28 protein-coding genes, 1 other RNA gene and 1 riboswitch are annotated in these 26,291 nt (G+C 33.5%); of the genes, 9 read left to right on the forward strand and 20 right to left on the reverse strand.

Annotated elements, in window-relative coordinates:
* Window positions 1-43: 43 nt before the first annotated feature.
* Window positions 44-1,687: a nucleoside kinase gene (locus TKV_RS08080; RefSeq protein WP_049685501.1), complete on the reverse strand. Its 1,644-nt coding sequence runs from the start codon at window positions 1,685-1,687 to the stop codon at window positions 44-46.
* Window positions 1,688-1,760: 73 nt separating this feature from the next.
* Window positions 1,761-1,938, reverse strand: a non-coding RNA gene (gene ssrS / locus TKV_RS12455) — 6S RNA.
* A 142-nt stretch (window positions 1,939-2,080) separates the two neighbouring features.
* Between ssrS and TKV_RS08085 the strand changes: the two genes are divergently transcribed.
* On the forward strand, window positions 2,081-2,977 hold the full coding sequence (locus tag TKV_RS08085; RefSeq protein WP_049685502.1) for a radical SAM protein: 897 nt from the start codon (window positions 2,081-2,083) through the stop codon (window positions 2,975-2,977).
* Here the strand turns inward: TKV_RS08085 and TKV_RS08090 are convergent.
* Window positions 2,969-3,826: an RluA family pseudouridine synthase gene (locus tag TKV_RS08090; RefSeq protein ID WP_049685503.1), complete on the reverse strand. Its 858-nt coding sequence runs from the start codon at window positions 3,824-3,826 to the stop codon at window positions 2,969-2,971. The genes TKV_RS08085 and TKV_RS08090 overlap by 9 nt on opposite strands.
* Before the next feature lie 263 nt (window positions 3,827-4,089).
* Here TKV_RS08090 and TKV_RS08095 point away from each other — a divergent pair, with 263 nt between their 5' ends.
* A complete protein-coding gene (locus TKV_RS08095; RefSeq protein ID WP_236617469.1) occupies window positions 4,090-4,398 on the forward strand; it encodes an NUDIX hydrolase in 309 nt (102 codons plus the stop codon).
* Here TKV_RS08095 and TKV_RS08100 read toward each other — a convergent pair.
* From TKV_RS08100 to rlmD, 9 genes are all read right to left on the reverse strand, one after another.
* Complete coding sequence (locus tag TKV_RS08100) at window positions 4,387-4,584, reverse strand: YgiT-type zinc finger protein (RefSeq protein ID WP_049685504.1); 198 nt, start codon at window positions 4,582-4,584, stop codon at window positions 4,387-4,389. The two genes, TKV_RS08095 and TKV_RS08100, sit on opposite strands and share 12 nt — an antisense overlap.
* A 740-nt stretch (window positions 4,585-5,324) precedes the next feature.
* Window positions 5,325-6,656 carry a replication-associated recombination protein A gene (locus tag TKV_RS08105; protein ID WP_049685505.1) on the reverse strand — a complete coding sequence of 444 codons (1,332 nt, stop codon included), beginning with the start codon at window positions 6,654-6,656 and terminating at the stop codon, window positions 5,325-5,327.
* A gap of 13 nt (window positions 6,657-6,669) precedes the next feature.
* The gene (locus TKV_RS08110) at window positions 6,670-7,035 is read right to left on the reverse strand and encodes an HIRAN domain-containing protein (RefSeq protein WP_049685506.1); all 366 of its coding nucleotides are present in this window, start codon (window positions 7,033-7,035) and stop codon (window positions 6,670-6,672) included.
* Between the two features lie 39 nt (window positions 7,036-7,074).
* A complete protein-coding gene (locus TKV_RS14275) occupies window positions 7,075-7,353 on the reverse strand; it encodes a hypothetical protein (protein WP_236617223.1) in 279 nt (92 codons plus the stop codon).
* A gap of 14 nt (window positions 7,354-7,367) precedes the next feature.
* The gene (locus tag TKV_RS14280; protein ID WP_236617224.1) at window positions 7,368-7,550 is read right to left on the reverse strand and encodes a glycerol-3-phosphate acyltransferase; all 183 of its coding nucleotides are present in this window, start codon (window positions 7,548-7,550) and stop codon (window positions 7,368-7,370) included.
* Window positions 7,551-7,665: 115 nt separating this feature from the next.
* Window positions 7,666-8,868, reverse strand: coding sequence for a patatin-like phospholipase family protein (locus tag TKV_RS08120; protein ID WP_014063134.1), 1,203 nt, complete (start codon window positions 8,866-8,868; stop codon window positions 7,666-7,668).
* A 111-nt stretch (window positions 8,869-8,979) separates the two neighbouring features.
* Window positions 8,980-9,174 (reverse strand): DUF6930 domain-containing protein, encoded by a 195-nt coding sequence (locus TKV_RS14180; protein ID WP_394214524.1) that lies wholly within the window; start codon window positions 9,172-9,174, stop codon window positions 8,980-8,982.
* 109 nt (window positions 9,175-9,283) lie between these two features.
* The gene (locus TKV_RS08125) at window positions 9,284-9,520 is read right to left on the reverse strand and encodes a hypothetical protein (protein ID WP_049685507.1); all 237 of its coding nucleotides are present in this window, start codon (window positions 9,518-9,520) and stop codon (window positions 9,284-9,286) included.
* A gap of 19 nt (window positions 9,521-9,539) precedes the next feature.
* Window positions 9,540-10,892, reverse strand: a complete 1,353-nt coding sequence (gene rlmD / locus TKV_RS08130) for a 23S rRNA (uracil(1939)-C(5))-methyltransferase RlmD (protein ID WP_049685508.1) — start codon at window positions 10,890-10,892, stop codon at window positions 9,540-9,542.
* 207 nt (window positions 10,893-11,099) lie between these two features.
* Between rlmD and TKV_RS12460 the strand changes: the two genes are divergently transcribed.
* Genes TKV_RS12460 through TKV_RS08140 form a run of 3 tightly spaced genes read left to right on the forward strand, consistent with a single transcriptional unit; the run spans window position 11,100 to window position 12,121 of the window.
* The gene (locus TKV_RS12460) at window positions 11,100-11,273 is read left to right on the forward strand and encodes a spore coat associated protein CotJA (RefSeq protein WP_084574227.1); all 174 of its coding nucleotides are present in this window, start codon (window positions 11,100-11,102) and stop codon (window positions 11,271-11,273) included.
* Window positions 11,274-11,277: 4 nt separating this feature from the next.
* The gene (locus TKV_RS08135) at window positions 11,278-11,535 is read left to right on the forward strand and encodes a spore coat protein CotJB (protein WP_049685509.1); all 258 of its coding nucleotides are present in this window, start codon (window positions 11,278-11,280) and stop codon (window positions 11,533-11,535) included.
* Between the two features lie 13 nt (window positions 11,536-11,548).
* Window positions 11,549-12,121: a manganese catalase family protein gene (locus TKV_RS08140; protein WP_003868341.1), complete on the forward strand. Its 573-nt coding sequence runs from the start codon at window positions 11,549-11,551 to the stop codon at window positions 12,119-12,121.
* A gap of 16 nt (window positions 12,122-12,137) precedes the next feature.
* On the opposite strand, the gene TKV_RS08145 is transcribed toward TKV_RS08140, so the two are convergent.
* Together TKV_RS08145 and TKV_RS08150 are read right to left on the reverse strand one after the other, a co-directional pair.
* Window positions 12,138-12,593, reverse strand: a complete 456-nt coding sequence (locus TKV_RS08145) for a YbaK/EbsC family protein (protein WP_049685510.1) — start codon at window positions 12,591-12,593, stop codon at window positions 12,138-12,140.
* A 13-nt stretch (window positions 12,594-12,606) separates the two neighbouring features.
* Window positions 12,607-15,021 (reverse strand): homocysteine S-methyltransferase family protein, encoded by a 2,415-nt coding sequence (locus TKV_RS08150; protein WP_049685511.1) that lies wholly within the window; start codon window positions 15,019-15,021, stop codon window positions 12,607-12,609.
* Between the two features lie 242 nt (window positions 15,022-15,263).
* A riboswitch (SAM riboswitch) is annotated at window positions 15,264-15,368 on the reverse strand.
* A gap of 248 nt (window positions 15,369-15,616) precedes the next feature.
* On the opposite strand from TKV_RS08150, the gene glgP reads away from it, so the two are divergent.
* Entirely contained in the window at window positions 15,617-17,242 is a 1,626-nt protein-coding gene (glgP, locus tag TKV_RS08155) for an alpha-glucan family phosphorylase (protein ID WP_049685512.1), read from the forward strand.
* 45 nt (window positions 17,243-17,287) lie between these two features.
* Here glgP and TKV_RS08160 read toward each other — a convergent pair whose 3' ends face one another.
* On the reverse strand, window positions 17,288-18,643 hold the full coding sequence (locus tag TKV_RS08160) for a glucose-6-phosphate isomerase (protein ID WP_049685513.1): 1,356 nt from the start codon (window positions 18,641-18,643) through the stop codon (window positions 17,288-17,290).
* Between the two features lie 177 nt (window positions 18,644-18,820).
* Here TKV_RS08160 and TKV_RS08165 point away from each other — a divergent pair, with 177 nt between their 5' ends.
* Together TKV_RS08165 and pepT are read left to right on the forward strand one after the other, a co-directional pair.
* Entirely contained in the window at window positions 18,821-19,318 is a 498-nt protein-coding gene (locus TKV_RS08165; RefSeq protein ID WP_003868335.1) for a nitroreductase family protein, read from the forward strand.
* Between the two features lie 18 nt (window positions 19,319-19,336).
* Complete coding sequence (gene pepT, locus TKV_RS08170) at window positions 19,337-20,563, forward strand: peptidase T (RefSeq protein ID WP_049685514.1); 1,227 nt, start codon at window positions 19,337-19,339, stop codon at window positions 20,561-20,563.
* A gap of 73 nt (window positions 20,564-20,636) precedes the next feature.
* Here pepT and TKV_RS08175 read toward each other — a convergent pair whose 3' ends face one another.
* Window positions 20,637-21,575: a DUF1848 domain-containing protein gene (locus TKV_RS08175; RefSeq protein WP_049685515.1), complete on the reverse strand. Its 939-nt coding sequence runs from the start codon at window positions 21,573-21,575 to the stop codon at window positions 20,637-20,639.
* A gap of 91 nt (window positions 21,576-21,666) precedes the next feature.
* Window positions 21,667-23,229: a citramalate synthase gene (gene cimA, locus TKV_RS08180; protein WP_049685516.1), complete on the reverse strand. Its 1,563-nt coding sequence runs from the start codon at window positions 23,227-23,229 to the stop codon at window positions 21,667-21,669.
* A gap of 216 nt (window positions 23,230-23,445) precedes the next feature.
* Between cimA and TKV_RS08185 the strand changes: the two genes are divergently transcribed.
* On the forward strand, window positions 23,446-24,804 hold the full coding sequence (locus tag TKV_RS08185; RefSeq protein ID WP_049685517.1) for an MATE family efflux transporter: 1,359 nt from the start codon (window positions 23,446-23,448) through the stop codon (window positions 24,802-24,804).
* Between the two features lie 2 nt (window positions 24,805-24,806).
* On the opposite strand, the gene TKV_RS08190 is transcribed toward TKV_RS08185, so the two are convergent.
* The 3 genes from TKV_RS08190 to TKV_RS12465 all read right to left on the reverse strand — a co-directional run bounded on the left by TKV_RS08190 (window position 24,807) and on the right by TKV_RS12465 (window position 26,177).
* A complete protein-coding gene (locus TKV_RS08190) occupies window positions 24,807-25,190 on the reverse strand; it encodes a hypothetical protein (protein WP_052392250.1) in 384 nt (127 codons plus the stop codon).
* 282 nt (window positions 25,191-25,472) lie between these two features.
* Window positions 25,473-25,949, reverse strand: coding sequence for a hypothetical protein (locus TKV_RS08195; RefSeq protein ID WP_049685518.1), 477 nt, complete (start codon window positions 25,947-25,949; stop codon window positions 25,473-25,475).
* 78 nt (window positions 25,950-26,027) lie between these two features.
* The gene (locus tag TKV_RS12465) at window positions 26,028-26,177 is read right to left on the reverse strand and encodes a hypothetical protein (RefSeq protein ID WP_236617225.1); all 150 of its coding nucleotides are present in this window, start codon (window positions 26,175-26,177) and stop codon (window positions 26,028-26,030) included.
* Between the last annotated feature and the right edge of the window lie 114 nt (window positions 26,178-26,291).

The raw sequence follows: 26,291 nt of genomic DNA on the forward strand, positions 1-26,291 counted from the left end.
ATTCTGCAATAAGTCAGTTGAGAAGGAAAGAATTTAATATGACTCACACATCAAGACAACTGCCGCCTATAAATTCTTTTATAATAGAATTAGGAGGTATTGCTAACTCGTCTTCTAATGGGAGGAAATAGCTTAAAAATTCCAATATTTCTTTAGCGATAGAATAAGCAGGATCGTTTCGGGAAACTTTCTTAAGTAACGGCTCCGCATATTTTTTTAACACAGGCAGCTCATAAGGGAGGAAAGAATTAAACATAACATCCGCCTGCTCTTGATATGGGAAAATCCATTTCTCTTCCCCTCTTCTTACTAAAGGCCACATATTTATTGTTTCTGCCGCATCACTGGAACGGAATTTGCTATCTCTTACCATACGTCGTATTAACCTTGTCTGAGTAGTAGATATCCTGTTGTGCTCATCAAGGTTTAATTGTGTAATAGCACTCACATATATTTTGTATTTATTATCCTTAGGTATTTGCAATGTCAGTTTTTCATTAAGCCCATGTATGCCTTCCAACAAAATAATTTGGTTTTTCTCTAACTTTACTCTTCTACCCTTTGGTTCTCTTTCACCTGTTTTAAAATTAAAAATCGGGATTTCAACTTCTTCTCCTTGGATAAGTTTTATAAGGTGTTCATTAAAAAGAGCAAGGTCTAAAGCGTCAATTGATTCAAAGTCGTAATTTCCAAACTCATCTTTTGGAGTAAGTTCTCGCGGTACAAAATAATTGTCTAATGATATCGGAAAAGGCCTCAGCCCGTTTACCCTCAGCTGAACACTAAGTCTGTGAATAAAAGAAGTTTTTCCTGAAGAAGATGGACCGGCGATAAGCACGACTTTTATCATTTTGTTTGAAGTTATATAATCTGCAATTTTGGATATTTTCTTCTCATGAAATGCCTCAGAAACCAATATTAAATCTCTACCTTTTCCTTGTTTTATCATGTCGTTCAAAGAAGAAACATAACTTATGTTTAAAATACTTGCCCAATCTTCTGTTTCTTTAAAAATCGAAGCGAGTTTTGGAACATCAACAAATACAGGTAAAGAACGAGGATTATATACATCTGGAGCAATTAAAATAACACCCGGAAAATAAAATCGTATATCAAATATTTTTAGATAACCTGTAGAGGGCACGCAAGAACTATAGAAAAAGTCTACAGTTCCATCACAATAATAAACAGGTATTTTTTCTTTGTCAATATCTTTAAACAGTTTAACTTTTTCTGTCAATCCCTCTTTTTCAAATAGATTTATAGCCTCTTCTCTGGGTAACATTTTTCTCTCTATTTTGAGATCTTTTTCTATTATTTCTTCCATCCGTTTTTTGATCATAGAAACAATTCTATTGTTTATGGAATAACCATGTATCTCGCAGTATAAACCTTTCCCCAGCGAATGTTCTATGGTAACAGTAGCACCAGGAAGTAACTCTTTTACAGCTTTAATAAAAACAAAAGTCAAACTCCTTCTGTATATCCTTGTACCTTCCTCTACTGTGGTATCTACAAAATCTACTGTGCAATCTCTTGAAATTATATGATTTAAGTCAACTAACTCATTATCCACTTTTGCAGCAACTATTATTCCATTATAGATACTTTCGAAATCTTTAGCAATATCCTCCAGTTTTGTACCTTCAGGGTATTCATAGATATTACCTGTAATGACAATTTTCATAAATATCACCCCAATAAGATTATACACCAATACAAGAAAAAATTAAAAGCTCCTGCCAATGCAGGAGCTACAAACTTATCCCATGAAGCCGTAAGGCTATGTTTTCATACCCGCTCTCGCAGGTGGGTATCCTGTCACCTGCTTCCGAAGTCCTGTCTAAGCAGGCATTTCTTCCACAGATGAACCCGGATTCCCGTATAAGTTGCGTTGGTTGAAAACAAATTAGCCTAATACAAACTTCCCAGGATTTCATTTAGTATTTCGTTTTCAATCATAGTTTATAATAAATATACTTTAATTTCAAGGGTAAAAATATGGGAAACAGAAAAAACATTAATCCTTCTGGTAAATGCAAATATTGTGATATAATCATATCGATTGGAGGAAGTTTTTATGGAACATGCAGTTAAATGCAATATATGTCCAAGAAATTGCAATGTAGACAGGTCAAAATCAAAGGGATTTTGCAACATGTCATGGCAAGTAAAAGTAGCAAAAGCATATTTACATCACTGGGAAGAGCCTTTTATAAGTGGGACAAGAGGTTCTGGAACAGTGTTTTTCACTGGTTGCAACCTAAAATGCGTATTTTGTCAAAATTATGAAATAAGTCAATACGATTTTGGAAAACCCTTAACCATTGAAGAATTAGCACAAGTCTTTTTAAAGCTACAAAAGCAAGGTGCTCATAACATAAACCTTGTTACTCCCACTATTCACGCATTTCAAATAAAAGAAGCAATTTTATTAGCAAAAAAAGAAGGTCTTAAGATACCTATAGTGTATAACACAAACGCTTATGAAAATGTGGAGACATTGAAGGCATTAGAAGGATTGATTGACATATACTTACCAGACCTTAAGTATTATGACGACCATCTCGCTAAAAAATACTCCAAAGCTCCTCATTATTTTGAATACGCTACAAAAGCTATATTAGAGATGTATAGGCAGGTAGGGATGCCGAAATTTGATAAAAAGGGGATACTAAAAAAAGGACTTGTAATAAGGCATCTCATCCTTCCGGGATGTGTAGAAGATACTAAAAAAAATCTTTTATGGATTAAAAATAATCTCCCAAAAAAAATTTACGTAAGCTTAATGAGCCAATATACTCCCTATTACAAAGCTGAAAATTATCCAGAGATAAACAGAAAAATTACTCCAAAAGAGTACAAAGAAGCTATAAAATTTTTTTTTGACATAGGCCTTGAAAACGGGTTAATCCAAGAAATTGAAAGCGCCAGCGAAGATTATATCCCCGATTTTGACTTGGAAGGATTACAGTAAATTTAGCAAACTTTTTATGTCTTCCGGTAAAGGAGAGTATACAGAAACACTTCTTTCAAGTACTGGGTGCACAAAAGAAACTCTGTAAGCGTGTAATGCTTGCCTTTTTATGTAGTTATCATTAGAGCCGTACAAAGTATCCCCTACAATTGGATGTCCAATATGGCTTAAGTGCACCCTTATTTGATGTGTTCTTCCTGTCTGTATGTTTAGTCTGAGGAGAGAAAATTTTTCACTACTTTTTATGACTTTGTAATTAGTTATTGCTTCATCCCCCAGCTCTGACACCATTCTTTCAATACCATTGTCTGGCTTTCTCGCTATAGGAAGGTCAATTGTGCCTTGCCCTTCCATTTTACCTTCTACAACTGCAAAATAAAGTTTAGTCATGGGTTTTACAATCTGCATGTAATACTGCATAAAAGGGCGTTTAGCAAATATAACCAATCCTGACGTTCCTTTGTCCAACCTATTTATAGGTCGAATTGGCATTTTTAAACCTTTTTCTTTAAAATACCACGCAACTCCATTGGCAAGAGTGCTACTTTGGTATCTTTTGGTAGGATGTACAACTATGCCTGCAGGCTTATCAATTATTAAAATATCTTCATCTTCATAACATATGTTTAAATCCATTTTTTCAGCTTTAACGTCAGATTCTTCTTCATAAAGAATCAAGTCAATAATATCACCAGGTTGAAGAACTTCTTTAACGTTGGATTTTATATTATTTACTAATATTTCACCTCGCCTTTTATAAATGCGTATAAGCCTGTTAGAAAAACCCTTCTTTTTCAAAAATCCTTCCAACGTGATTCCTTGCTCTTGCGCTTTGACGACAAATCTCATTTTCTCACCATTTTCTATATTAAAAATTAATGCTTTAATTTTTTAACAATACAAAGCTTTATGTGGTATAATCAATTTATAAAAAACATTCATTGGTCGGTGATTGTATGAAACAAATAATTGTAGGAGTAGGCGGTATTGTAATAAAAGATAACAAAGTTTTATTAGTCAGACATACTTATGGTCAATTTAAAGGCAAATAGATAATACCCGGCGGTCATGTAGAGCCAGGTGAAAACATAGACGACGCAGTACTGCGAGAAATAAAAGAAGAAACGTCTATAGAAGCTTCTGTAAAAAACATTATCTCCATAAGAAGCATAATATTGCCAGACGGCAACTCCGAAATATACATTGTCTTTCTTTTGGATTATATTTCAGGAACTCCCACTTCTGACGGAGTAGAGAATGACGCTGCAGCTTTTTTTGACTTAAACATAGCAATAAATGCCGAAAACGTGGTATACCTTTCACGCTATTTAATCAAAAAAATATTGACAGCAAACTACAGTAAGCTATCCCCTGATATACTGTACCCTTTTAGTAATTCTAATTATAAGCTATTTTGTTGAAATATATTCGTATTTATCTTTATTCTTAAAAGCTTCATCCAGTACATCAGTATCATAATAGGCTGCACCGCACTCTTGACAAACATACGCTGGTACATCTTTAATAATAATAGTCCTTTTCCCTCTTACCAACTTATATTCTACGTTTTGTATCTCTATTTTACCCCCGCAAAAGCATTTGTCCATTTGCTCCACTCCTTGCGCATTGGTTTGTAAGTTGATAAGAAATTGCTTAATAGATTATATCATAAAGTTCGACACAAATCGATTAAAACTTAAACAAAAATTTTGTACCCCTTGAAATATTATTTGAATAATGTTAGAATTTTAATGTAAATGTTAATTTTAAACTTTATAAGATATTTTTTGCAATTTTAAGCATTGTCAGTTACAAGTTAGAGACGGGAAGATTTCGATAAACGTTTTTAACATTGATTATATTTAATTTTTCAAGGCCGTACATTTAATATGCTTCCTTTTGATTTTATAAAGACAATTTTAACCTACTGAAATTTTAAATCCAAAAAATACATGGACCGATAAAGAAGCATATGAAAAAGCAGCAAAAAATTTAGAACTAGATTTGCAGAAAACTTTAAAAAATACAAAGATGTAACTGAAGAAATTAAAAAATCAGGCCCAAATATTTAAAAGCATAAAATCTCCTTGCAGTGCGTACTGCTAGGAGACTTTTATAATTTGTAGCCATTATACTATATCTTTCATATTATAAAGTAGAAGTCAACCTAAAAAGGAGGTAAGTTTATGTCTGACAAATACAAACATCATGAAAACCAATGGATTTGGATTATAATCATCATTTTGATAATTTTGTTATGTGTACCTGGCGTCATCATATGTGAAGAACCTAAAAACGCTGTTTAATAAAAAGGGGCAGTTGCCCCTTTTTATTAAACAACTCAAAATTATTTTCCTTTATTTTTTAAGTTGCTAATTTGCTCTAATCTCCTTTGTATGTCCTTCTCAAAACCAGAATCCGTCGGTACATAGTATTTCCTGTCTTTAAGATTATCCGGTAGACATTGCATATCAGTTATTTTCTCTTCGAAGTCGTGTGCATACTTATACCCTTTGCCATATCCTAATTCTTTCATAAGCTTTGTAGGAGCATTTCTTAAATGCATAGGCACACTTTCAGCAATTGTCTCTTCTGCATCTTTTTTAGCTTTATTATATGCCATGTATACCGCATTAGATTTAGGAGCTAACGCTAAATATATTGCCACCTGTGCGAGATTTACACTACATTCAGGCATTCCAATATAATGGCAAGCATTATATGCTGCAACAGCCATTTCAAGAGCTTGAGGATCTGCAAGCCCAATATCTTCAGAAGCAAAGCGTATCATCCTTCTTGCGACATAGAGAGGGTCTTCTCCCGCTTCTAACATCCTTGCAAGCCAATACACTGCCGCATCCCAATCGCTATTTCTTAAAGATTTGTGAAAAGCTGATATTAAATTATAGTGCTCCTCTCCCTCTTTATCATACAGTAAAGTCTTTTTTTGCATTGCATCTGCTAATATATCATCTGTAACAATTCTTTTCCCTTCAATTACCTCTGCTGCCATAACTGCAATCTCCAATGTATTTAAAGCAACTCTCGCATCTCCATTTGCAAAAAGTGCAATCTTCTTAAGCTGAGCTCCGCTAATTTCTATATTATACATTCCAAGACCTCTTTCTTTATCCCTTAAAGCTCTTTTAAGTAGTACAAGTAAATCTTCTTCTGTAAGAGGTTTCATGACAAAAACTTTAGAACGAGACAAAAGCGCTGAATTTACCTCAAAAGAAGGATTTTCTGTAGTTGCACCAATTAATATTATGTTTCCTTTTTCTACATGAGGCAAAAAAGCATCTTGCTGAGCTTTATTAAAGCGATGAATTTCATCAATAAATACAACAGTTCTAGTTCCATACATAGCATCCAATTCAGCTTTTGCCATTATCTCCTTTATCTCTTTGATTCCTGATAAAACAGCACTAAAGGTGACAAATTTAGAATTTGTCATATTGGCTATAATCATAGCAAGGGTAGTTTTACCTACCCCTGGCGGCCCCCACAAAATCATTGAAGTAATATTGTCTTTTTCAATCAATTCCCTAAGTAATTTCCCTTTACCTAAAAGATGTTCTTGACCTACAAACTCATCTAAAGTTTTGGGTCTCATCCTGTCGGCCAAAGGTTTATTTTTTTTCACTTCATTATCAAATATAGATGCTTGTTTGTATTCCATATTTTCTCACCATCTAAGTTTTATTTTTGTACTTTTTCTTTCTTTTTTCTTTTAGTCGGAACTTTATAGTAACTTTTATAAAGTCCTCTTCTAAAAATTCTGCAATGGCAAGGTCCTTTGTCACAAATTTTACCACAGCAAAGGCATGACTCCCAAATCTATCGTAAATTCGCCCTGCACTATAACAACCTCTTGGAACAGTTCCAACACTATTAGCTACATATCCTACTTGTCCTAATGGGGCAAGGGTAACAGATATTGCTTCATCGTCATAGTCATTGTACAAATCCTTTTCTAATCTTACAATCGTGCCTGGTTTCAAAACTTTTGTGCCGTAATAATATTGACATCCAGTTATTGCAATATAAATAGATTCCACCTCATACACTCCCAACTTGATTTTAATTAAAATTATATTTTATTTTACCATTTTGGCCTTTAAAACAATATTCATATCATTCTTTCTTTTATATAAAAGCACAGCAAAGTTGAGCATCCACAGTAAAAGTAAATAACTTTCAACACTACTCAAAAACAACAGCCCACCTAGAATGCCAAAGCCTACAAGGTCTAATACAGCATCTATTTCAGGTATAGAAGGCTTTCCTCTATTACACCGCCTCTCACCTAATTTTAAAATACCTAAAATGACAGCATAGGTCAAAGAAGCTTTAAAACGAGTAATGGCACTCCACACCCCAAAAGTAGTGGCTAATGCTTTGCCCCCTTTAAATTTTCGACTTCCATTTTAAAGCCTGCTGCATGACCTAAATTGAAAGCTCCGGGATTTCCATCCCTCACTTCTTCTAATCTTTTTCCCAGCATAAGCCCCATCCAATATGAAAACATCAATGAACCACAGCCAAACTCCAATATGCTGAGCAGAATAATCATACATTATTCCTTCTTTCTACACTTATTTCCCTACTTTTACTACCTCCAGTTTTATATTTTAGTATTCACACTAATTATACTCTATTATTGGGATAAAAAAATTTGTCATATAATTTTAACTAAAAATAATCCTACCTAATTCTTTTATGACTTCACTTTTTGTAAACAAAGAAAGCACATCCACTTTTTTAATTATTTTCTCGATTATATTGCCCTCTTCTTCCTCTTCCTCTATTCTAACTTTTCTCTTTATTTCTTCTATAAGTTCAGCATAGGTGTAAACTTTAAACCTATCTACATCATAGGTTTCTGCTAAATTTTCTAACAATGCTAAAAATATTTCTTCGTAATCAGCAGTATCTTTTAAGTCCAAGATTCCACAAAGTCTTGGTATTATAAATTCAAACAAAGCCCTTTTGTCAGGTATTTCTTGATTGATTCTAAAAATCTCCTTTATATCTTTTATTTTCTCCCCTTCTAAGTTTAAAAGATAATTTATAAAAAATTCTTCTTTTTCCTCTGGGTGTATATAATATTTATATCCTTTTAGTCCTTTTAAAGCTTTTAGACCATCAAAGTACCCTAATTTAAGATTATACCTGGAAAGATTTTTATCAAAATCCAATATCCCTCCTAAATCCTCTTTTGGAGAAATGACCAAAACATTTAAGCCTTTAAAATCAAGTTTCCTCACGATTCCAAAGCTTCCTGTCCTTATGACTATCAAGTCCTTATATCCCTTGTCCATTAGCAAATTAGCAGGAAGATTGTTGTATATCCCTCCGTCAATATACTTTTTTCCATCAATTTTTTCCCTCTTAAAAACAGGCAAGTAAGCGCTTGCCATCAAATAATCTACCAATTTCCCTTGAGGAATGTCTTCAATGTATAATTCCAGCGGCTTTAAATCACTTAAAGACACTGTCACAATGCCAAAATCCTTCCCTGACCTTCTTATCTTGTCTTCATCTATAACTTCTTGTAATAAATTCCTCAAAGGAGTTATATCTAAGCCTCCATCTCCAATGATGCCTTTTAATCTTTGAACTAATAAAAGGATATCTTCTCTTTCCAGCTTACCCTTTTTCAATTTCTCTATCTCTTCATCCTCAGCCTTTATGACTTTGGAATAAGAAATATCATACCATAGCTCATAAGCCTTTTCAAAATCTCCTTGCACTAATACAGCCCCATTTAAAGCGCCTACAGAAGTGCCTGCAATTCCTCCTACTTCTATTCCTTCCTCTATCAGTGCCTTATAAACTCCTATTTGATAGGCCCCTCTCGCTCCTCCACCTTCTAATACTACTCCATACATTTTATATCCCTGCCTTTTCGCTACTTTGCACTATTAAGTATACCATATATTACCTAGAAAATAAATAAAAGCAGATAGCAATTCATTCTCCCAAAACTATCTGCTTTCTTATTAAAATTGAAATTCAGAAAAGCTTTCTACAAATCTATCAATAGCTTTTAACCTTTCTTTAACCTGTAAATCTATTTTTCCACGTTCACATAAATCCGTCAATAGATAAAGCAAATATTCATCTCTTACAAAAATCCTTCTGGGCTTTCCTATATTTAAAATATAATTGATTATTACTTTAATGTCCTTTTCAATAAAATCTTATTTTAAAGCTTTTTGAATTCTACGATATTTTAGCTCCATAATTTCTTCTTTCCATGATGTCAAATATAATAGCATGAGTGTCAATTTTTTACTATGACATCTATTTCAAAGTCGACAGTTTCTTAGCATATCGTTCTTCATTGTAGGCTTCACCATTTTTTAGCACATCGTATATTTCTTCTATTAATATTGCAGCGATTTTTTCTCTTGCCTGTTGTTCTGTATATCCCGATTTTTTTAGTCTTTCCAGTGTCACTTTGGTAATTGGTGGATTATTATCTCTAATCTGATTATTTACAACCTCTAAAATAATCCTTTTTAAATTCTGATTGGCCAAACGGCTCACCTCCTCATTCTTACTTTCTCTCTATTAAAACTACCGTCTCAACATGATAGGTATGAGGAAACATGTCTACACATTTTACTTTTTTCACTTTATATACATCTTCGCTGAGGGTTTTTAAATCCCTTACAAGAGATTCGGGATTACACGAAACATACACTATTTTTTCAGCGTTAAATTTCACAATGTCTTCAAGCGCTTTTGGATTGATTCCAGACCTTGGGGGGTCTACAATTACTACATCAGGTTTTTCTTTTATCTCCTTTAACTTTTGAGATACATCGCCAGCAATAAAAGTGCAATTTTCAAGGCCGTTTAGCTCAGCATTTTTTCTTGCTGACATAACTGCTTCTTCTACTAGTTCTATCCCAATTACCTTTTTAGCCATTGGAGCCATAATTATGCCTATGGTTCCTGTACCAGAGTACAAATCAAAAACTATTTTGTCAGATACATCTCCTGCAAATTCCCTCACTGTCTCATAAAGTTTTTCTGCTCCGTATGAATTAGTTTGAAAAAAAGAAAATGCACTTATTTTAAATTTTAATCCTAAAAGCTCTTCAATAAGATAATCTTTTCCATATAACACATTTAACTTTTCACATACTACAGCATCTGACCAGGAATCGTTTTGAGTATGTAGTACACCTACAAGCCGACTTTCAAAATTCGCATTTTTATATCTTTCAATAAGCTCTGTAAAGTCATGTTGCAACTGTGTTGTCGTCACAATGTTTAACAAAATCTCTCCTGATTTTGATGCCTTTCTCACAACCAAATGTCTCAAAAAACCTTCATGAGTCTTTTTGTCATAAAAAGGAAGTCCTTTTTTTATTGCATAATCAAAAGTAAGATTTAAAGCTTTGAGAAAGTCATCTTCAACAATATTACATTTATCTGTCATGATTACCTCATAAAATCGACCTTTTCTATGAAGTCCTAACACCTCATTACCTTCTTTATCTTTTCCAAAAGTATATTCCATTTTATTCCTATAACCATGCTCTTTAGGACTTTTCACAATCCCTAAAAATTCATAATCTCTTATTCCCTCTTTTTCAAGAAGCTTTTTCAAAATATCTTCTTTTATCTTAAGTTGATCTTGATAGCTAACATTTTGATAAGTACAGCCGCCACAGTCCCCAAAGTGAGGGCAAAAGCTTTGCTTCTCCAAAGGAGAATTCTCTATTACTTCCACTATTTCGCCTTCTACCATATCCTTTTTTACTTTTTTAACTTTTGCCTTTATTATTTGCCCCAAAAGTGCTCCTTTTATTTTTACTTTTTTCCCCTCAAAATAGCCTATCCCAAATCCACCAAATTCCATGTCTTTTATCTCAACTGTTATAATATCATTTCTTTTCACTCTTATTCCTCCTTCGCTATTTAGATTATACCTCTTTTTTCTCAATAATTCTAATATAATTCACTAAAATGTTTTCATCAAAAAATAAAATAACCTTTACATAATTTTAATAAAGTTGTACACACTTTTGATTGTTTTTTTATTGTATCACGAACATATATACAAGAATATTATATTAGTAAATATATAGATTTGGAGGTTTAAAAAATGTACGACTATAATCCTTATGTGCAGGATTATGCTTTTCCTTCTCTAAAGCTTGCACAGGCTTATGTGCCTTTACAGAAGTATGTATCTCTTTATCCTCCGGAAGAAGCCATTAAAAAAGGCACTATCTTTCCTGAACTTGATATGCCTTATGTAGGCGAAAAAATGAGGTGATAAAATGGATGGCAATCAAATATCTATGCTTAAGAAAATCATGGAAATAGAGTTTACCTGCATAGATTTGAATCTATATTTAGACACTCATCCCGAGGACCAAAAAGCTCTTCAAGACTACAACTATTATTCTAATCAATTGTCTATGTCGAAACAGCAATATGAACAATTTTACGGACCTTTGATGGTTTTTGGTCATTCACAAAGTCAATATCCTTGGAAATGGGTAGATGACCCATGGCCTTGGGAAATAGAATATTGAGGAGGACTTTGCTATGTGGGTTTATGAAAAGAAACTACAATATCCTGCTAAAGTATGCAAACCAGATGTAAAAATGGCAAAATACCTCATTGCCCAATATGGAGGCCCTGATGGAGAATTGGCAGCCGCCTTAAGATATCAAACCCAGCGATTCGTTATGCCTACAGGAAAAGCAAAAGCAGTTTTGACAGACATTGCTACAGAAGAATTAGCACACCTTGAAATAATAGCAACTCTTGTTTTCAAACTTTTAAAAGGAGTACCAGTAGAAATATTAAAGAGAGAAGGATTGGGAGAATATTACACGGAGCACGACAGAGGATTGTTCTACGCAGATACAACTGGAATGCTGTGGACCGCCGCCTATATCCAGGCAAAAGGAGATGCAATCGCTGATTTACACGAAGATATGGCAGCCGAAGAAAAAGCAAGAGCAACTTATGAACATTTAATAAATCTAACGGATGACCCTTGCGTAAAAGATACTTTAAGGTTTTTGAGAGAAAGAGAGATTGTACACTTTCAAAGATTTGGAGAAACTTTAGTACAGGTAAGAGAATATATGGAAAGTAAAAAATTCTTTTAAAAAAGTAGATGTATGTCTATTGGCATACATCTACCCATTTTCCTTCTACTATTTTATCAAGGTCTTCGACTTTTATGATGGCAGCAGCGTTTACGTCGCCAGCAGCAGGATATACTACCTCATAATTTTTTAAAGACACATCATAATATACTTCAACCGGATTTTTCAGCCCATAAGGACAAACGCCACCAACAGGATGCCCTGTAACTTCTAACACTTCTTCCGGGGATGCCATTTTTGCTTTTGTCTTAAAAGTCTCTTTAAATTTTCTATTGTGTATTTTTTTATCTCCTGCTGTTATAATCATAATATATTTATCTTTTAATCTAAATAGCATAGACTTTGCTATTTCCCCAGGAGTTACACCGAGAGACTCTGCTGCTTTTTCCACAGTACTTGTATCTTCAAAAATTTTTATTTTAATATCATATCCCTTCTCTTTAAAAAACTCTTTCACCGCTTCTACTGACACCTCTACACCACCTTTAAATACCACAAGTTTTACATAATTTTAAGAAAAACTTATCAGCAATTTTAACTGCATCTTGAGCCGTTTTTCCGTAATAATCTGCACCAATCTTATAAGCATATTCCTCAGTCAAAACAGCCCCGCCTACCATTATTTTTACCTCAGTATTTGCTTTAAGCAGTTTGATAATTTTCTCCATATTAAACAAAGTTGTCGTCATCAAAGCACTTAGACCTACTAACGGTGCCCCTGTTCGCTTTACTTCCTCTAATATTACTTCTCCTTTTACATCCTTTCCTAAGTCAATTACATCATATCCGTAATTTTCCAAAAGAACTTTTACTATATTTTTTCCTATGTCGTGGACATCACCTTCAACAGTTGCAAGGATTATTTTGCCTTTAGATACTGAACCTTTTGGAAGCTTTTCTTTTATTATCTTAAAAGCGTTTTGCACCACTTCTGCAGAGCTCAAAAGTTGTGGCAAGAAATATATGCCTTTTTCATATCTATCTCCCACTTCTTTTAAAGCAGGAATTATTATGTTATCAACTATAGAAAGAGGCTGAACTTCCTCCTCTAAAATATTTTTTACTATATCTTCTACTCCTGACTTTTTGCCTTCTAAAATCTGGATATAGAGTTTTGATTTTAAATCTTCTTCTTGAATTTTTTGTTGTTCTTTCTCTTTGATCTCCTCTTTTTGCTTTTTCCCATATATATTCAGATAATTCACACTGCCTTTATCTTTATTTAGTAAAACCATTGAAGCCCTCAAAGTGTCCATCATGGCTTCATCGCAGGGATTTATAATAGCAGTAGTAAGCCCATAAGATGCTGCCATTGCTAAAAAAGTAGAGTTTATCAACCTTCTTTCAGGTAAACCAAAGGAAACATTGCTAAGTCCCACAACAGTATTTACTCCTAACTCTTCTTTAGCCAATTTTATCGCTTCTAAAGTCTCAATTGCAGCTTCCTGCTCAGAAGAAACCGTCAGCACAATACAATCTATCAATATGTCCTCTTTAGGTATGCCATACTCTTCCGCTTTTTTTATAATTTTTTTCGCATTTTCAATTCTTTCATGCCTATCTTTGGGAAGCCCTTTATCTCCTACAGTAAGTCCTACAACACAAGCTCCGTATTTTTTGACAATAGGAAGCACTTCTTTTAAACTTTCCTCTTTTGCACTTACAGAGTTGATTATGGGTCTACCTCTTAAAATTCTTATAGCTTTTTCTACAGCTTTAATATTAGTGCTATCTATTTGAAGAGGAAGGTTTACTACATTTTGTATTTCAGAAACTACCTTGGGAAGTAATTGCTCCTCATCTATTCCTGGTACCCCCACATTTACATCTAATATTTCCGCTCCGCATTTTTGCTGTTTTATAGCTTCCTCTACTGCTAAACTTACATCTCCAGCCAAAAAAGCTTCACTCAACTTCTTCTTCCCAGTTGGATTAATACGCTCCCCTATAACCCTTAAAGGATAATCGTCACCTATGAAAACTGTTTTTGTATTAGAAGCTACAGCTGTAAATTTGGTTACTTTGACTTTTGGCTTTAAATCTTTTACAGCCTCTTTAACAAGTTTTATATATTGTGGAGTAGTACCGCAGCAACCCCCAACTATAGAGGCACCTTTTTCAACAAGTAAAGGAAAGAAACTAGCAAATTCTTCTGGTTTTAAGTCGTAAACTGTTTTGCCGTCGCGAATGACAGGCATACCTGCATTAGGTTGTGCAATAATAGGTATGCGAGAAACTTGAGACATTTTTTCCACTACACTTACCATTTTATCGGGGCCTGTCGAGCAGTTAACGCCAATGGCATCTAATCCTAACCCTTGTAAACTAACTACTACAGTTATAGGGTCTGACCCCATGAGAGTCCTTGCATCTTCTTGAAAAGTCATTGTACATATAACTTTCATGTTTGAATTCTCTTTAGCAGCAAGAATGGCAGCTTTTGCCTCCAGCATATCTGACATTGTTTCAATTAAAACAATATCTGCTCCCGCTCTTTCTGCAGCTATAACTACTTCTTTAAAAACATCATAAGCTTCGTCAAAAGTCATGTCTCCATAAGGGGTCAAAAGTTCTCCAATAGGTCCTATAGAAAGTGCCACAGGTTTATCTTTGGAAGCTTCTTTGGCAATTTTGACAGCCTGAGTGACAATATTGAAAACCTCATTTTCCAGTCCATATTTTGCTAATTTTATCCTGTTAGCGCCAAAGGTATTTGTCTCAATCACATCCGCTCCTGCTTCTATATAGGACCTGTGGATATCAAATACTACTTCTGGATGGGTTATATTCATATATTCGGGACACTCTCCAGTTTTTAAACCCCTCTCTTGAAGTTGTGTCCCCATTGCTCCATCAAAAACAATCACTCTATTTGAAAGTTCTTTAAAAATGTCTAACATTTTTAACCTCCATTTAATTCATCTGTACTTTATTTTCTTTAAAATCACAGGCCAAATCATCAACTCTTGAAATTATTTCTAACACAGCATTTGTACACTCCTTTTGGCGTAGAAATTTCTGCTGTCACAACAAACTTCCTTTTCTTAAGTTTAGTACACAAATTTCCATTTTTCAACATCTACATCGCCTCCATTTTTAAAAATAAAAAAGTCTCTTCGCCAAAAGAAGAGACACCAAAACTCTCTCATCTTTCAGCGAAACGCTGCTGGAATTGGCACCAAGACGCATATAAAATGCCGGTTGCCGGGTTTCATCGGGCCAGTCCCTCCACCACTCTCGATAAGAGATTTTAAAGTATTAAATTGTTAAATTATTTAAGCTTTATGATACTATGTTTTTGTTTCTCTGTCAAGAAAAATTTTTAGCAACTGTCTTACCTAATTTGGTACACTATAATTATAGAAATTTTATTTTGAAAGGATTGTGTAAAATGATTTTTTCATTAGTTTCTTTTTTGTTTTTGTGCAACCACTTGCATAATGATTTTTTTAATATTATAATATACTTAACACTTGGAAAATGAGGAGGTTCATCATGAGTAATGAAAAATTGCCAAGAGTAGCCTATTTCTGCATGGAATACGGCTTACAATCAGATTTCAAACTATACGCAGGTGGTCTTGGCATTTTAGCAGGAGACCATCTAAAAGCCGCAAAAGAATTAGGTATGCCTTTAGTAGGAATAGGCATACTGTGGAAACAAGGTTATACAGAACAACATATCGGTGAAGACGGATACCCTTATGATGCCTATCGCAATTACACACGTAAGTACGACTTTTTAAAGGACACAGGAGTAAAGGTAAAAGTAAAAATAAGAAATAGAGATGTGTATTGCAAAGTATGGTTGGTAGACAACTTTGACAATGCTCCTCTGTATTTGCTTGACACAGATATACCAGAAAATGGGGACAGATGGATAACAGGTCAACTTTATGGATGGTTTGGTGAAGAAAGAGTTGCACAGGAAATAGTATTAGGCATTGGCGGAGTAAGAGCTTTAAGAGCTTTGGGAATTGATGTAGATGTTTATCATTTTAACGAAGGGCATGCAGTATTAGCAGCCATTGAGCTTATAAGAGAGAAAATGGAAAATCAAAATATGAGTTTTGAAGAGGCGTGGAAAGCTACAAGAGAAGAAGTAGTATTTACAACCCATACCCCTGTTAAAGAAGGAAACGAATCTCACGATTTAGAACTTCTCATGTACATGGGTGCAAACAATGGTCTTTCAATTGAGCAAATGGCTCAAATCGGTGGTGTTCCTTTTAATATGACAGTCGCAGGTTTGAGACTTTCTCGCATTGCAAACGGTGTCTCAAAACTTCACGGTCAAACTGCAAACAGAATGTGGCAGCATGTTGACAACAAAGCTCCTATAATTTCAATAACAAACGGAATTGATAGAAACACTTGGGTAGATAAAAGAATAATAGAAGCCTACAACAAAGGTGAAGGACTCCTACAAACTCACAATATTTTAAAACAAGAATTAATTGATTTTATATATCAAAGGACAGGAGTCAAATTAGACGCTGATAAACTTTTGATAGGTTTTTCAAGGAGAGCTGCTCCTTACAAAAGAAGCGACCTTATATTTACCAATGACGAAGTTATAGGTGATTATCTAAGGTCTAAAAAAATTCAAATGGTGTTCTCTGGAAAAGGTCATCCATTAGATGACGTAGGTAAAAAAATTGTCGCAAAATTAATAGAGATGACAAAGAAATATCCTGAAAGCGTAGTATTCCTAGAAGATTACGACATGACAATAGGAAAAATGCTTACTCGAGGCGCTGATGTGTGGTTAAACAATCCAAGAAGACCATTAGAGGCCAGTGGTACCTCCGGCATGAAAGCCGCCATGAACGGAGTGCTAAATTTAAGTATTTTAGATGGATGGTGGCCAGAAGCTTGTATAGACGGAGTAAATGGCTGGCAATTTGGGGATGGTTTTGAGTCTGACAACATAGAAGAATTAGACAAACACGACCTTGAAGCACTCTATGACGTCCTTTTAAATAAAGTAGTTCCAACCTACTACAACGATAAAGCGAAATGGGAAAACATGATGAGAGAAAGCATAAGAACAACTTATGATGCTTTTTCAGCAAATAGAATGTTAAAAGAATACTACGATTTAATGTACACAAAAAAATAAGTCAACCCCTATTTAAAAAGGCCGCGCAATTGCCCGGCCTTTAATTTATTTTCCCAATCTTTTTTCTAACAATTCTTTTTCTTTTTCATATCCTGGTTTTCCTAAAAGTGCAAACATATTTTTCTTGTAAGCCTCTACCCCTGGTTGGTCAAAAGGATTGACACCATTTATATATCCACTTATGGCACAAGCCATCTCAAAGAAATACACCAAATTTCCAAAATAGTAAGGAGATATTTCAGGGATATTTACTACAAGGTTAGGAACATTCCCATCTGTATGAGCCAATAATGTACCTTCAAAAGCCTTTTTATTGACAAAATCTATAGTTTTTCCTGCTAAAAAGTTAAGCCCATCTATATTGTCCTTGTCTTCATTTATAACTATATCTTTAACAGGTTTTTCAACATTTAAAACTGTTTCAAAAATATTTCTGCTTCCCTCTTGTATAAACTGCCCCATTGAATGCAAATCTGTCGTAAAATCTACTGAAGCAGGATAAATTCCCTTATTGTCTTTACCTTCACTTTCTCCAAAAAGCTGTTTCCACCATTCAGAGAAATAGTGAAGCTTTGGCTCATAATTTACAAGTATTTCTATAGCTTTGCCTTTTCTGTACAAAATATTTCTCAAAATTGCATACTGCATGCTTATATTTTCATTAAGGTTGTCTTTGGTATAGACTGTTGAAGCATCGTAAGCACCCTGCATCATATCGTCTATGCTAATGCCTGCTACTGCTATTGGTAGAAGGCCTACAGCTGTCAAAACTGAGTATCTTCCTCCAACATCGTCAGGAATCACAAAAGTTTCATAACCTTCTTCGTCGGCCAGTTTTTTAAGAGCTCCTTTTGCTCTATCTGTTGTTACATATATTCTTGATTTGGCTCCTTCTTTTCCGTATTTTTTCTCAAGGAAATCTCTAAAAACCCTAAAAGCTATCGCAGGCTCTGTGGTAGTGCCAGATTTAGATATTACATTTATAGAAACATCTTTGCTTTCTATAAGTTCAAGTAAATCACTTAAATACGTAGAACTTATGCTGTTTCCAGCAAAATAAATCTCCGGCGTATTCCTCTTACCTTTTGGCAATAAATTATAGAATGAATGAGAAAGCATTTCAATTGCCGCTCTTGCCCCTAAATAAGACCCACCTATACCTATAACTACAAGCACATCAGAATCTGATTGAATCTTCTCTGCTGCTTTTTTAATGCGTTCAAACTCTGATTTATCATAATCTTTGGGAAGACTTACCCATCCTAAAAAGTCATTCCCTTGAGCATTTTTATTAAGCACCATATCAAGAGATAATTTTGCATGCTTTTCCATATATTCAATTTCTTTTTCACTTACAAATTGCAGAGCTTTTGAATAATCAAAACCTATCAATTTCTTCATATGTAAACCTCCATTCCTGATTTACATACTATTTTATACCATAAATCTATGTTGTTCAAGTTTTTCAAAAGTATGTATAAGTTTACTTAGCTTTATTTTTACATACCCATAAATTTTTGTCAATCTTTTTGGAATTTTTACTTTATGGGATATAATATAAAGAGGAGGTGCGAAATTATGGAGGCATTAGAGGCTTTAAAAAAGAGAAGAAGTATAAGGAAATACATAGATAAACCTATTCCAAAAGAAATATTAGAAGACATAATAGACTGCGCAAGGCTTGCTCCCAGTGGAAATAACGCACAGCCTTGGCATTTCGTCGTTATAACAAACAAAGAAAGACTTAAATTCATAGCAGAAAAAGCTACATATGGGAAATTCATTAAAGATGCAGGAGCTTGTGTCATCGTCTACTGCGATAAAAATAACAGACATCACTTAGAAGATGGTTCAGCAGCAACAGAAAATATATTACTCGCAGCTACTGCCTACGGCATAGGTTCCTGTTGGGTAGCTGGGTATAACAGAACCTATGAAAAAGAAATAAACGAATACCTCAACATTCCTGACAACTTAAGAATGATTTCTATTATATCATTAGGATATCCCGCAGAAGAGCCACAACCAAAATATAAAAAAGCTTTATCTGAAGTTTTACATTGGGAAAAATTTTAAATGAAAGAGGGTTATAATATGTCAAAAGTAGTGGAGAGATTTTTAAAATATGTAAAATATCATACAACATCGGATGAAAACTCAACAACTTATCCCAGCACTGAGGGACAAGTAATATTTGCAAAAGAATTAGCAAATGAGCTTGAAGAAATAGGCCTTAAAGAGGTAAATGTAGATGAAAACGGTTATGTTACAGCTTTACTTCCTTCAAATACTGACAAAAAACTCCCTACAATAGGATTTATAGCTCATATGGACACAAGTCCTGACATGTGCGGCAAAGACGTAAAGCCTCAGATAATAGAAAATTATGATGGCAAAGATATAATCTTAAACAAAGAAAAAAACATAGTATTATCTCCTACTGAATTTCCAGAGCTTAAAAATTACATAGGAAAAACTTTAATCACCACAGACGGAACAACTCTTTTGGGAGCTGATGATAAAGCAGGAATTGCAGAAATAATAACAGCTATGGAATATTTAATAAATCATCCTGAAATAAAGCATGGCAATATAAAAGTAGCTTTCACCCCTGATGAAGAAATTGGAAGAGGTGTTGACAAATTTGACGTAAAAAAATTTGCCTGTGACTTTGCTTATACTGTAGATGGCGGTGGAATTGGAGAAATAGAGTACGAAAATTTCAATGCCGCCAGTGCTAAAATCAAAATTAATGGCAGAAATGTGCATCCAGGAACCGCAAAAGGTAAAATGAAAAACTCCATTTTGATTGGAATAGAACTCCAAAATATGTTACCTGAACATGAAACTCCTGCCCATACTGAAGGATATGAAGGCTTTTATCATTTGAATAATTTTGAAGGCAATGTAGAACAAACTAAAATGTATTATATTATCAGAGATTTTGATAAACAAACTTTTTTAGATAAAAAAGGATACCTAAAAAGCATTGTAGAAACATTAAATAAAAAATACGGTGAAGGCACAATAGAGCTTGAACTTAAAGACCAGTATTACAATATGAGAGAAATAATTGAAAAGCATATGCACATAGTCGATACAGCATTAGAAGCAATGAAATTACTAGGCATTGAACCTAAAGTAGTGCCTATAAGAGGAGGCACTGATGGAGCAAGATTAAGTTACATGGGGCTTCCAACACCTAATTTATTCACAGGAGGGCATAATTTTCACGGTAAATATGAATTTATACCGACATATGCAATGGAAAAAGCAGTCGAAGTTATAATAAAAATAATTGAGCTTTATGCACAAAAATAAGGGATAGCGATGGAGCTATCCCTTTAATAATACAACCATTAAAACAAAAAAGTTTTTCACATACACATATTTTTCATTTATCAAAAATTGAAGTTTGGCTAATAGCGCAAGATTTAATTCCCCTTTCTTTTATTACATCATTTTCAGCCAATTTGCTACACAACAGTGGAGAATTCACATCATATTGCTTTGCATTTTCTTTTATAGAACTTATATTGCTGTTTGCATAGCAATAAATACAACCATGCAAACAAGTATCATAAGCACCAACATCGACGCTTTCAGCACAACCACAAAGCTTCCTCTGATTTTTATCTTTTCCCACATCAAGTTTTTTCCCTGAAAGTTCCCCTATTAAATCCGGGTCTATACATCTTCCATGCTCTACACCATAAGAAGATAAATCCAATTCTTCAGCACAAATCTCAAGTTTGATTGAGTGCTCTTTCGCTATTTCAGAAAATCTATGTGCAATTTCTAACTTCTGTTCTTTATTTATCTCATAAGCCCCTATCTTTTCTAAATTCTTACGCACTTTAGGATAAAAGGTCACAAAACTGATGATACATTTTGAAGTGTAGCCATAAAGTTTAGACATTATTTCCTTAAAGCTTTTTACATGGTATTCTATATCAAATTCGGGAGTTAAAATAATAGGGTCATAACGCCAAATTACCCTCTCTTTCCCTATTTTGATAGACAGCTTTTTAAAAACTTCAATTATATGTGATTTTTCTGGCACATTCCTCTCTATTCTTTTATCATAGGGATTTAAAGTAAATAAAAAATAATAAGCATAGTCCTCTATCAAATGCAATTTCGGTATCATTTTTTCTGGATTTTTTGTCCAAAACACAATGCCATCTACTGCATCTTTCTTTAAAGAAACTTTACTGACTTGATGAAAATTAAAAGGATTCCTCACCAAAACATAGCCTTCCTCAATTCTTTTAAAAAACCAATCACTGTAAAAAGATGGGATATCTGTTCTCCTGCTTGCACTTATTATCATTCAAATTTCTCCTTTCAAAAAAAGAGAAATTGACATGTTCATTTTTACTTTAACATTAATGACAATTCATGTCAATTTCTCCGCATTTGAATTAATTTTCTTTATTAAGTTTGTACTCTATTGAATCAACAAGGGCCCTCCAACTGGCCTCAATAATATCTGTAGAAACCCCAATTGTGCTCCATGAATCTTTTCCGTCTGTCGACTCTATTATAACTCTAACTTTAGCAGCAGTTGCAGAATTAGAATCCAAAACCCTCACTTTATAATCTGTCAACCTCATCTCTTTTATCTGTGGGTAAAATCTCTCCAACACTCTTCTTACAGCATTATCAAGAGCATGCACTGGGCCGTCTCCATCTGCAGCAGCTATTTCTTCCACTCCATCTACTTCCACCTTTATAATTGCAAAAGAATTAACACTATTGACAGTGGGTTCATTTACAATAACTTTAAATTCTTTTAAATTAAAAGCCGGCTTGTATCTTCCAAGGACTTTTCTTATCAAAAGTTCTAAAGAGCCTCCTGCATTTTCATATTGATACCCCAAATACTCCATTTCTTTTAATTTGTCGAGAATCAATTTTGTTTCAGGTGAATCTTTTGTGATTGTCGGGTCCATCTCGTTTATAGCATTTAAAACTGCCCCTCTTCCGGCAACTTCAGAAATCAAAAAAGTTCTGCTATTTCCCACTAAAGATGGGTCAATCAGTTCATAAGAGTAAGTATTTTTATTTACAGCATCAGCATGCATCCCCGCTTTGTGGGAAAAAGCGTTTTTCCCCACATAAGGCGCTCTTTCATCGTGAGTGACATTTGCAATTTCACTTACAAACCTCGCTAAATGAGTCAATTGTTTTAGATTTTCATCAGGCACACATTTATATCCCATAAGTAATTGCAAATTCGGTATCAAGGTACATAAATTCGCATTGCCACATCTTTCACCATAACCATTTATTGTACCTTGTACTTGTATTGCACCTGCCTCAACTGCCATTATGGAATCTGCGACAGCCATTCCGTTATCATTATGACAGTGTATTCCTACTTCTGTATTAAATTTATCCACAACAGTTTTTGTTATTTCATAAACCTCCATAGGAAAAGCTCCGCCTTTTGTATCACACAAGCATACACTGTCTGCGCCCGCTTCTAATGCTACTTCTAATGTCTTTAAAGCATACTCTGGATTTTGTTTGTAACCATCAAAAAAATGCTCTGCATCAAATATAACTGACTTACCTTTGTCTTTAAAAAACTTTACTGTATCATAAATCATTTTTAAGTTTTCTTCTAAAGTAGTTTTCAAAATTTCTGTAACTTGAAAGTCCCATGACTTGCCAAAAATAGTTACTACCTCTGTGTCAGCATTTAAAAGGGAAATCACATTAGCATCCTCTTCGGTAGTTGTATTCGCTCTTCTTGTGCTGCCAAAAGCGATTAATTTAGCATTTCTTAATTTAATATTTTTAACTCTTTCAAAAAATTCAATATCTTTAGGATTAGACCCAGGATTACCGGCCTCAATATAGGTTACACCAAACTCATCAAGAACCTTAACTATCTTTAATTTATCTTCCACAGTAAAAGATATACCTTGTCCTTGAACTCCATCTCTTAATGTTGTGTCATATATCCGTATACTCTTCACAATGCATCCCCCTTTATACCTTTTTTATGTATAGAACATATTTTATCAAATTGAACTGATAAAGTGAAGAGGGAAATTTATATTATTCCAACTCCATTACTTTCTTTTTTCCTGTTGTGCTATAATACTATTAGTTGTACAATTCTTTGCATGTAAATAGACTAGATGTAAAATGACTTAGCTACCGCCAATTCTTCAACAAACAGGAGGTGTTATATGGCAACTAAAGAAGAAATAAAAGAAATACTTAATTTGGCATTACCTGCAGTTGGAGAAATGCTTTTATACATGGTAGTGTGGGTAATAGATACTATGATGGTAGGGCAGTTTGGTGGTAAAGACAGTGTCAGCGCTGTAGGTCTTGCCTCGGAAATTATATACACTTTCTCTAATATTTTTATTGCAATGGGAGTTTCTATAGGTGTAACTTCTTATGTTGCTAGAAGTATTGGAGCAAAAGATTTTAAATCTGCTAAAGAATACGCATCCCATGGAATTTTCTTAGGAATTATAGTTGCTACTTCAATTTCCATATTCCTTTTTATTTTTGCAGAAAATTTATTAAAAATAGCCGGTGCTTATGGTAATGTACTTATATTAGGAAAAATATTTATAAAAATATCATCAATAGGCATTTTGTTTAGTATGGTTATGAATGTTTTAAATGCTATATTAAGAGCCCAAGGAAATACTAAAACTCCTATGATAGCTGCAAGTATTGTTATATTTATTAACATCGTACTTGATTGGATTTTGATATTTGGTAGATTTGGACTACCTGCTTTAGGCGCAAAAGGTTCAGCAATAGCCACAATGACAGCTCAAATAATAGGATTTATTTTTATTATTTTATATTACAAAAGGTATATGGTACTTTCACTCAAATTTAATGTTCTTTTCAAAGTAAATAAACAAAAAATTATAGAAATATTAAAACTCTCCTTCCCTGCATCACTCCAAGAAGCTGCTTTCGATATAAGCAGGCTTGTATCTATATTTATGATAATGCATCTTGGAACAGTTGCCTTTGCAGCAAATCAAATAACAACAACAATTGAATCCATATCTTTTATGCCTGGATGGGGCTTTGCAATCGCTGCAACTACAATGGCAGGCCAAATGGTAGGCGCCAAAAACTATGACAGTGCAAAAAGATATACAAGAATTTCTGCCCTCTTTGCTGTTGGAATTATGTCTACAATGTCAATATTATTCTTAACAATACCCCACCTTTTTATAAGGGCTTTTATAAATGACAGTGAAGTAATTGCAGAAGGAATTCTGTGTCTTATGGTGGCTTCAATTGAACAGCCTTTTATGGCAATTGGAATGGTATATGGAGGAGGGCTTAAAGGAAGTGGAAATACAAAAACGCCTTTTATAATTTCTACAATATCCAGCTGGTGTATAAGACTGCCTTTAATGTACATTGTCATATATATATTAAAATTAGGTGTTGTAGCTGTATGGTTTGTAACAGCTATACAATGGTCATTTGAAGGCATTACTATGTACATCTATTTTAGAAAAGAAATAAATAAACTCAAAAAGAGAAAAGAAATTAATGGTATTTAATTTTACCATTTTAGCATAACAATACTCATTAAAACAACTCCAATAATTATTGACATCGTTATAAAAACAGAAGCCAGGTTGGGATTAAGTCTTCTTTCATTAGAATATACTACAGCCACCATTGGAGTTGGGAGTATAGAACCAATTGCAATAATTTTTACAATCAATTGGCTTGTATCAAATAAAAATGCCAACAATAAAAATAAAATGATACCAGGCAAAAATTTTACAAACATACCTATGCCCAAAGCTTTTAACTCATCTTTATTTAAGTTAAAATCTAAAAAGTAACCTATTGTAAATAAAACAAGAAAACTGTTAGGTATAGAGAGCTGATAAATAAAATCTTTAACAATTCCTCCTAACTTAATATTTAAAAAATTCATCAAAAGCACTAATATATAAATATCTAGAAGGGTATTCTAATCATTCCTCCAAAATAATGAATATATACAAAAGCAAAAAATTATCGACACAGAATTTATATTGGGGCTATTTGGAGGAGAAAAACAAATAGCAAAGAAAGAATTTGAAAAATATATGAATGAAAAAAACGAAGATGTGTGTCTTGATTATAAAGAGAAGCATAGTAATTATTACTATTAAAGACAGGGATAGAAATTACATCATTAATACTATTTATAATATATAAAAATTAACGCAAAATTTTATTGATTTGATTTTCTTAATAAGGCATCTCCCTTAGTTTCTACATTTATTTCAACCTGGCCTTTTGCATTATTACCTACAATTTTTATTCTGCTTTTACCTTTTTTAGTTTCTATAATTTTTTCTCCTTTTTCACTTTGTTCAAATACTTTTATTACTTCATTATCAGGTGTAATAAAAACCAATTTAAATTTTCCTCTATCCACCTGCGAATCAAATCTAATTATAACTGCACCATTGCCCTCTGACTTGATATCCCAAATTGTTTCCATTCCATAAAAGCCGTTATATTTTATTTTTAAATTGTTATTTATGTTATTTTCGATCCTTTTTGAAAAGCTATAGCTATCTCCTACATTTACTATTTTTGAATCATCATCATATATATCCTTCTGATACTTGTTAATATTTTCACATCCACAAAAAGTTAATATAATCAATGATAAAATTAAGAATATCTTAAAAAAACTCTTCATTATGCAATAACACCTCCAATATAGGTATAAAATAATACTTTTAAAGTTCTGTATAACTAAGGGACGTTTCGTTTGTCATTAAATCCTACCTTCTTTCATTAAATAATCAATTGCTTTTTGAAGCTCTGCTTGAACCTTTTTATATTCTATTGTTTTCCATTCTTTTAATAGTGGTATAAACCTGGCATTTTTCGTATTTTTGATCTTTTTAATTAAAAGAAGTATCATTCCACGGTTTCTATCTTTTAATTCACAAACAAAACGTAATTTTCTATTTTAACGTATCCCTTCTCTCTCATTCTTGTTACTGCCTTCCAAAAAATGGCTTATCATAGCAAAAAT

This window comes from Thermoanaerobacter kivui (genome assembly GCF_000763575.1).
Taxonomy (GTDB): Bacteria; Bacillota; Thermoanaerobacteria; order Thermoanaerobacterales; family Thermoanaerobacteraceae; genus Thermoanaerobacter; species Thermoanaerobacter kivui.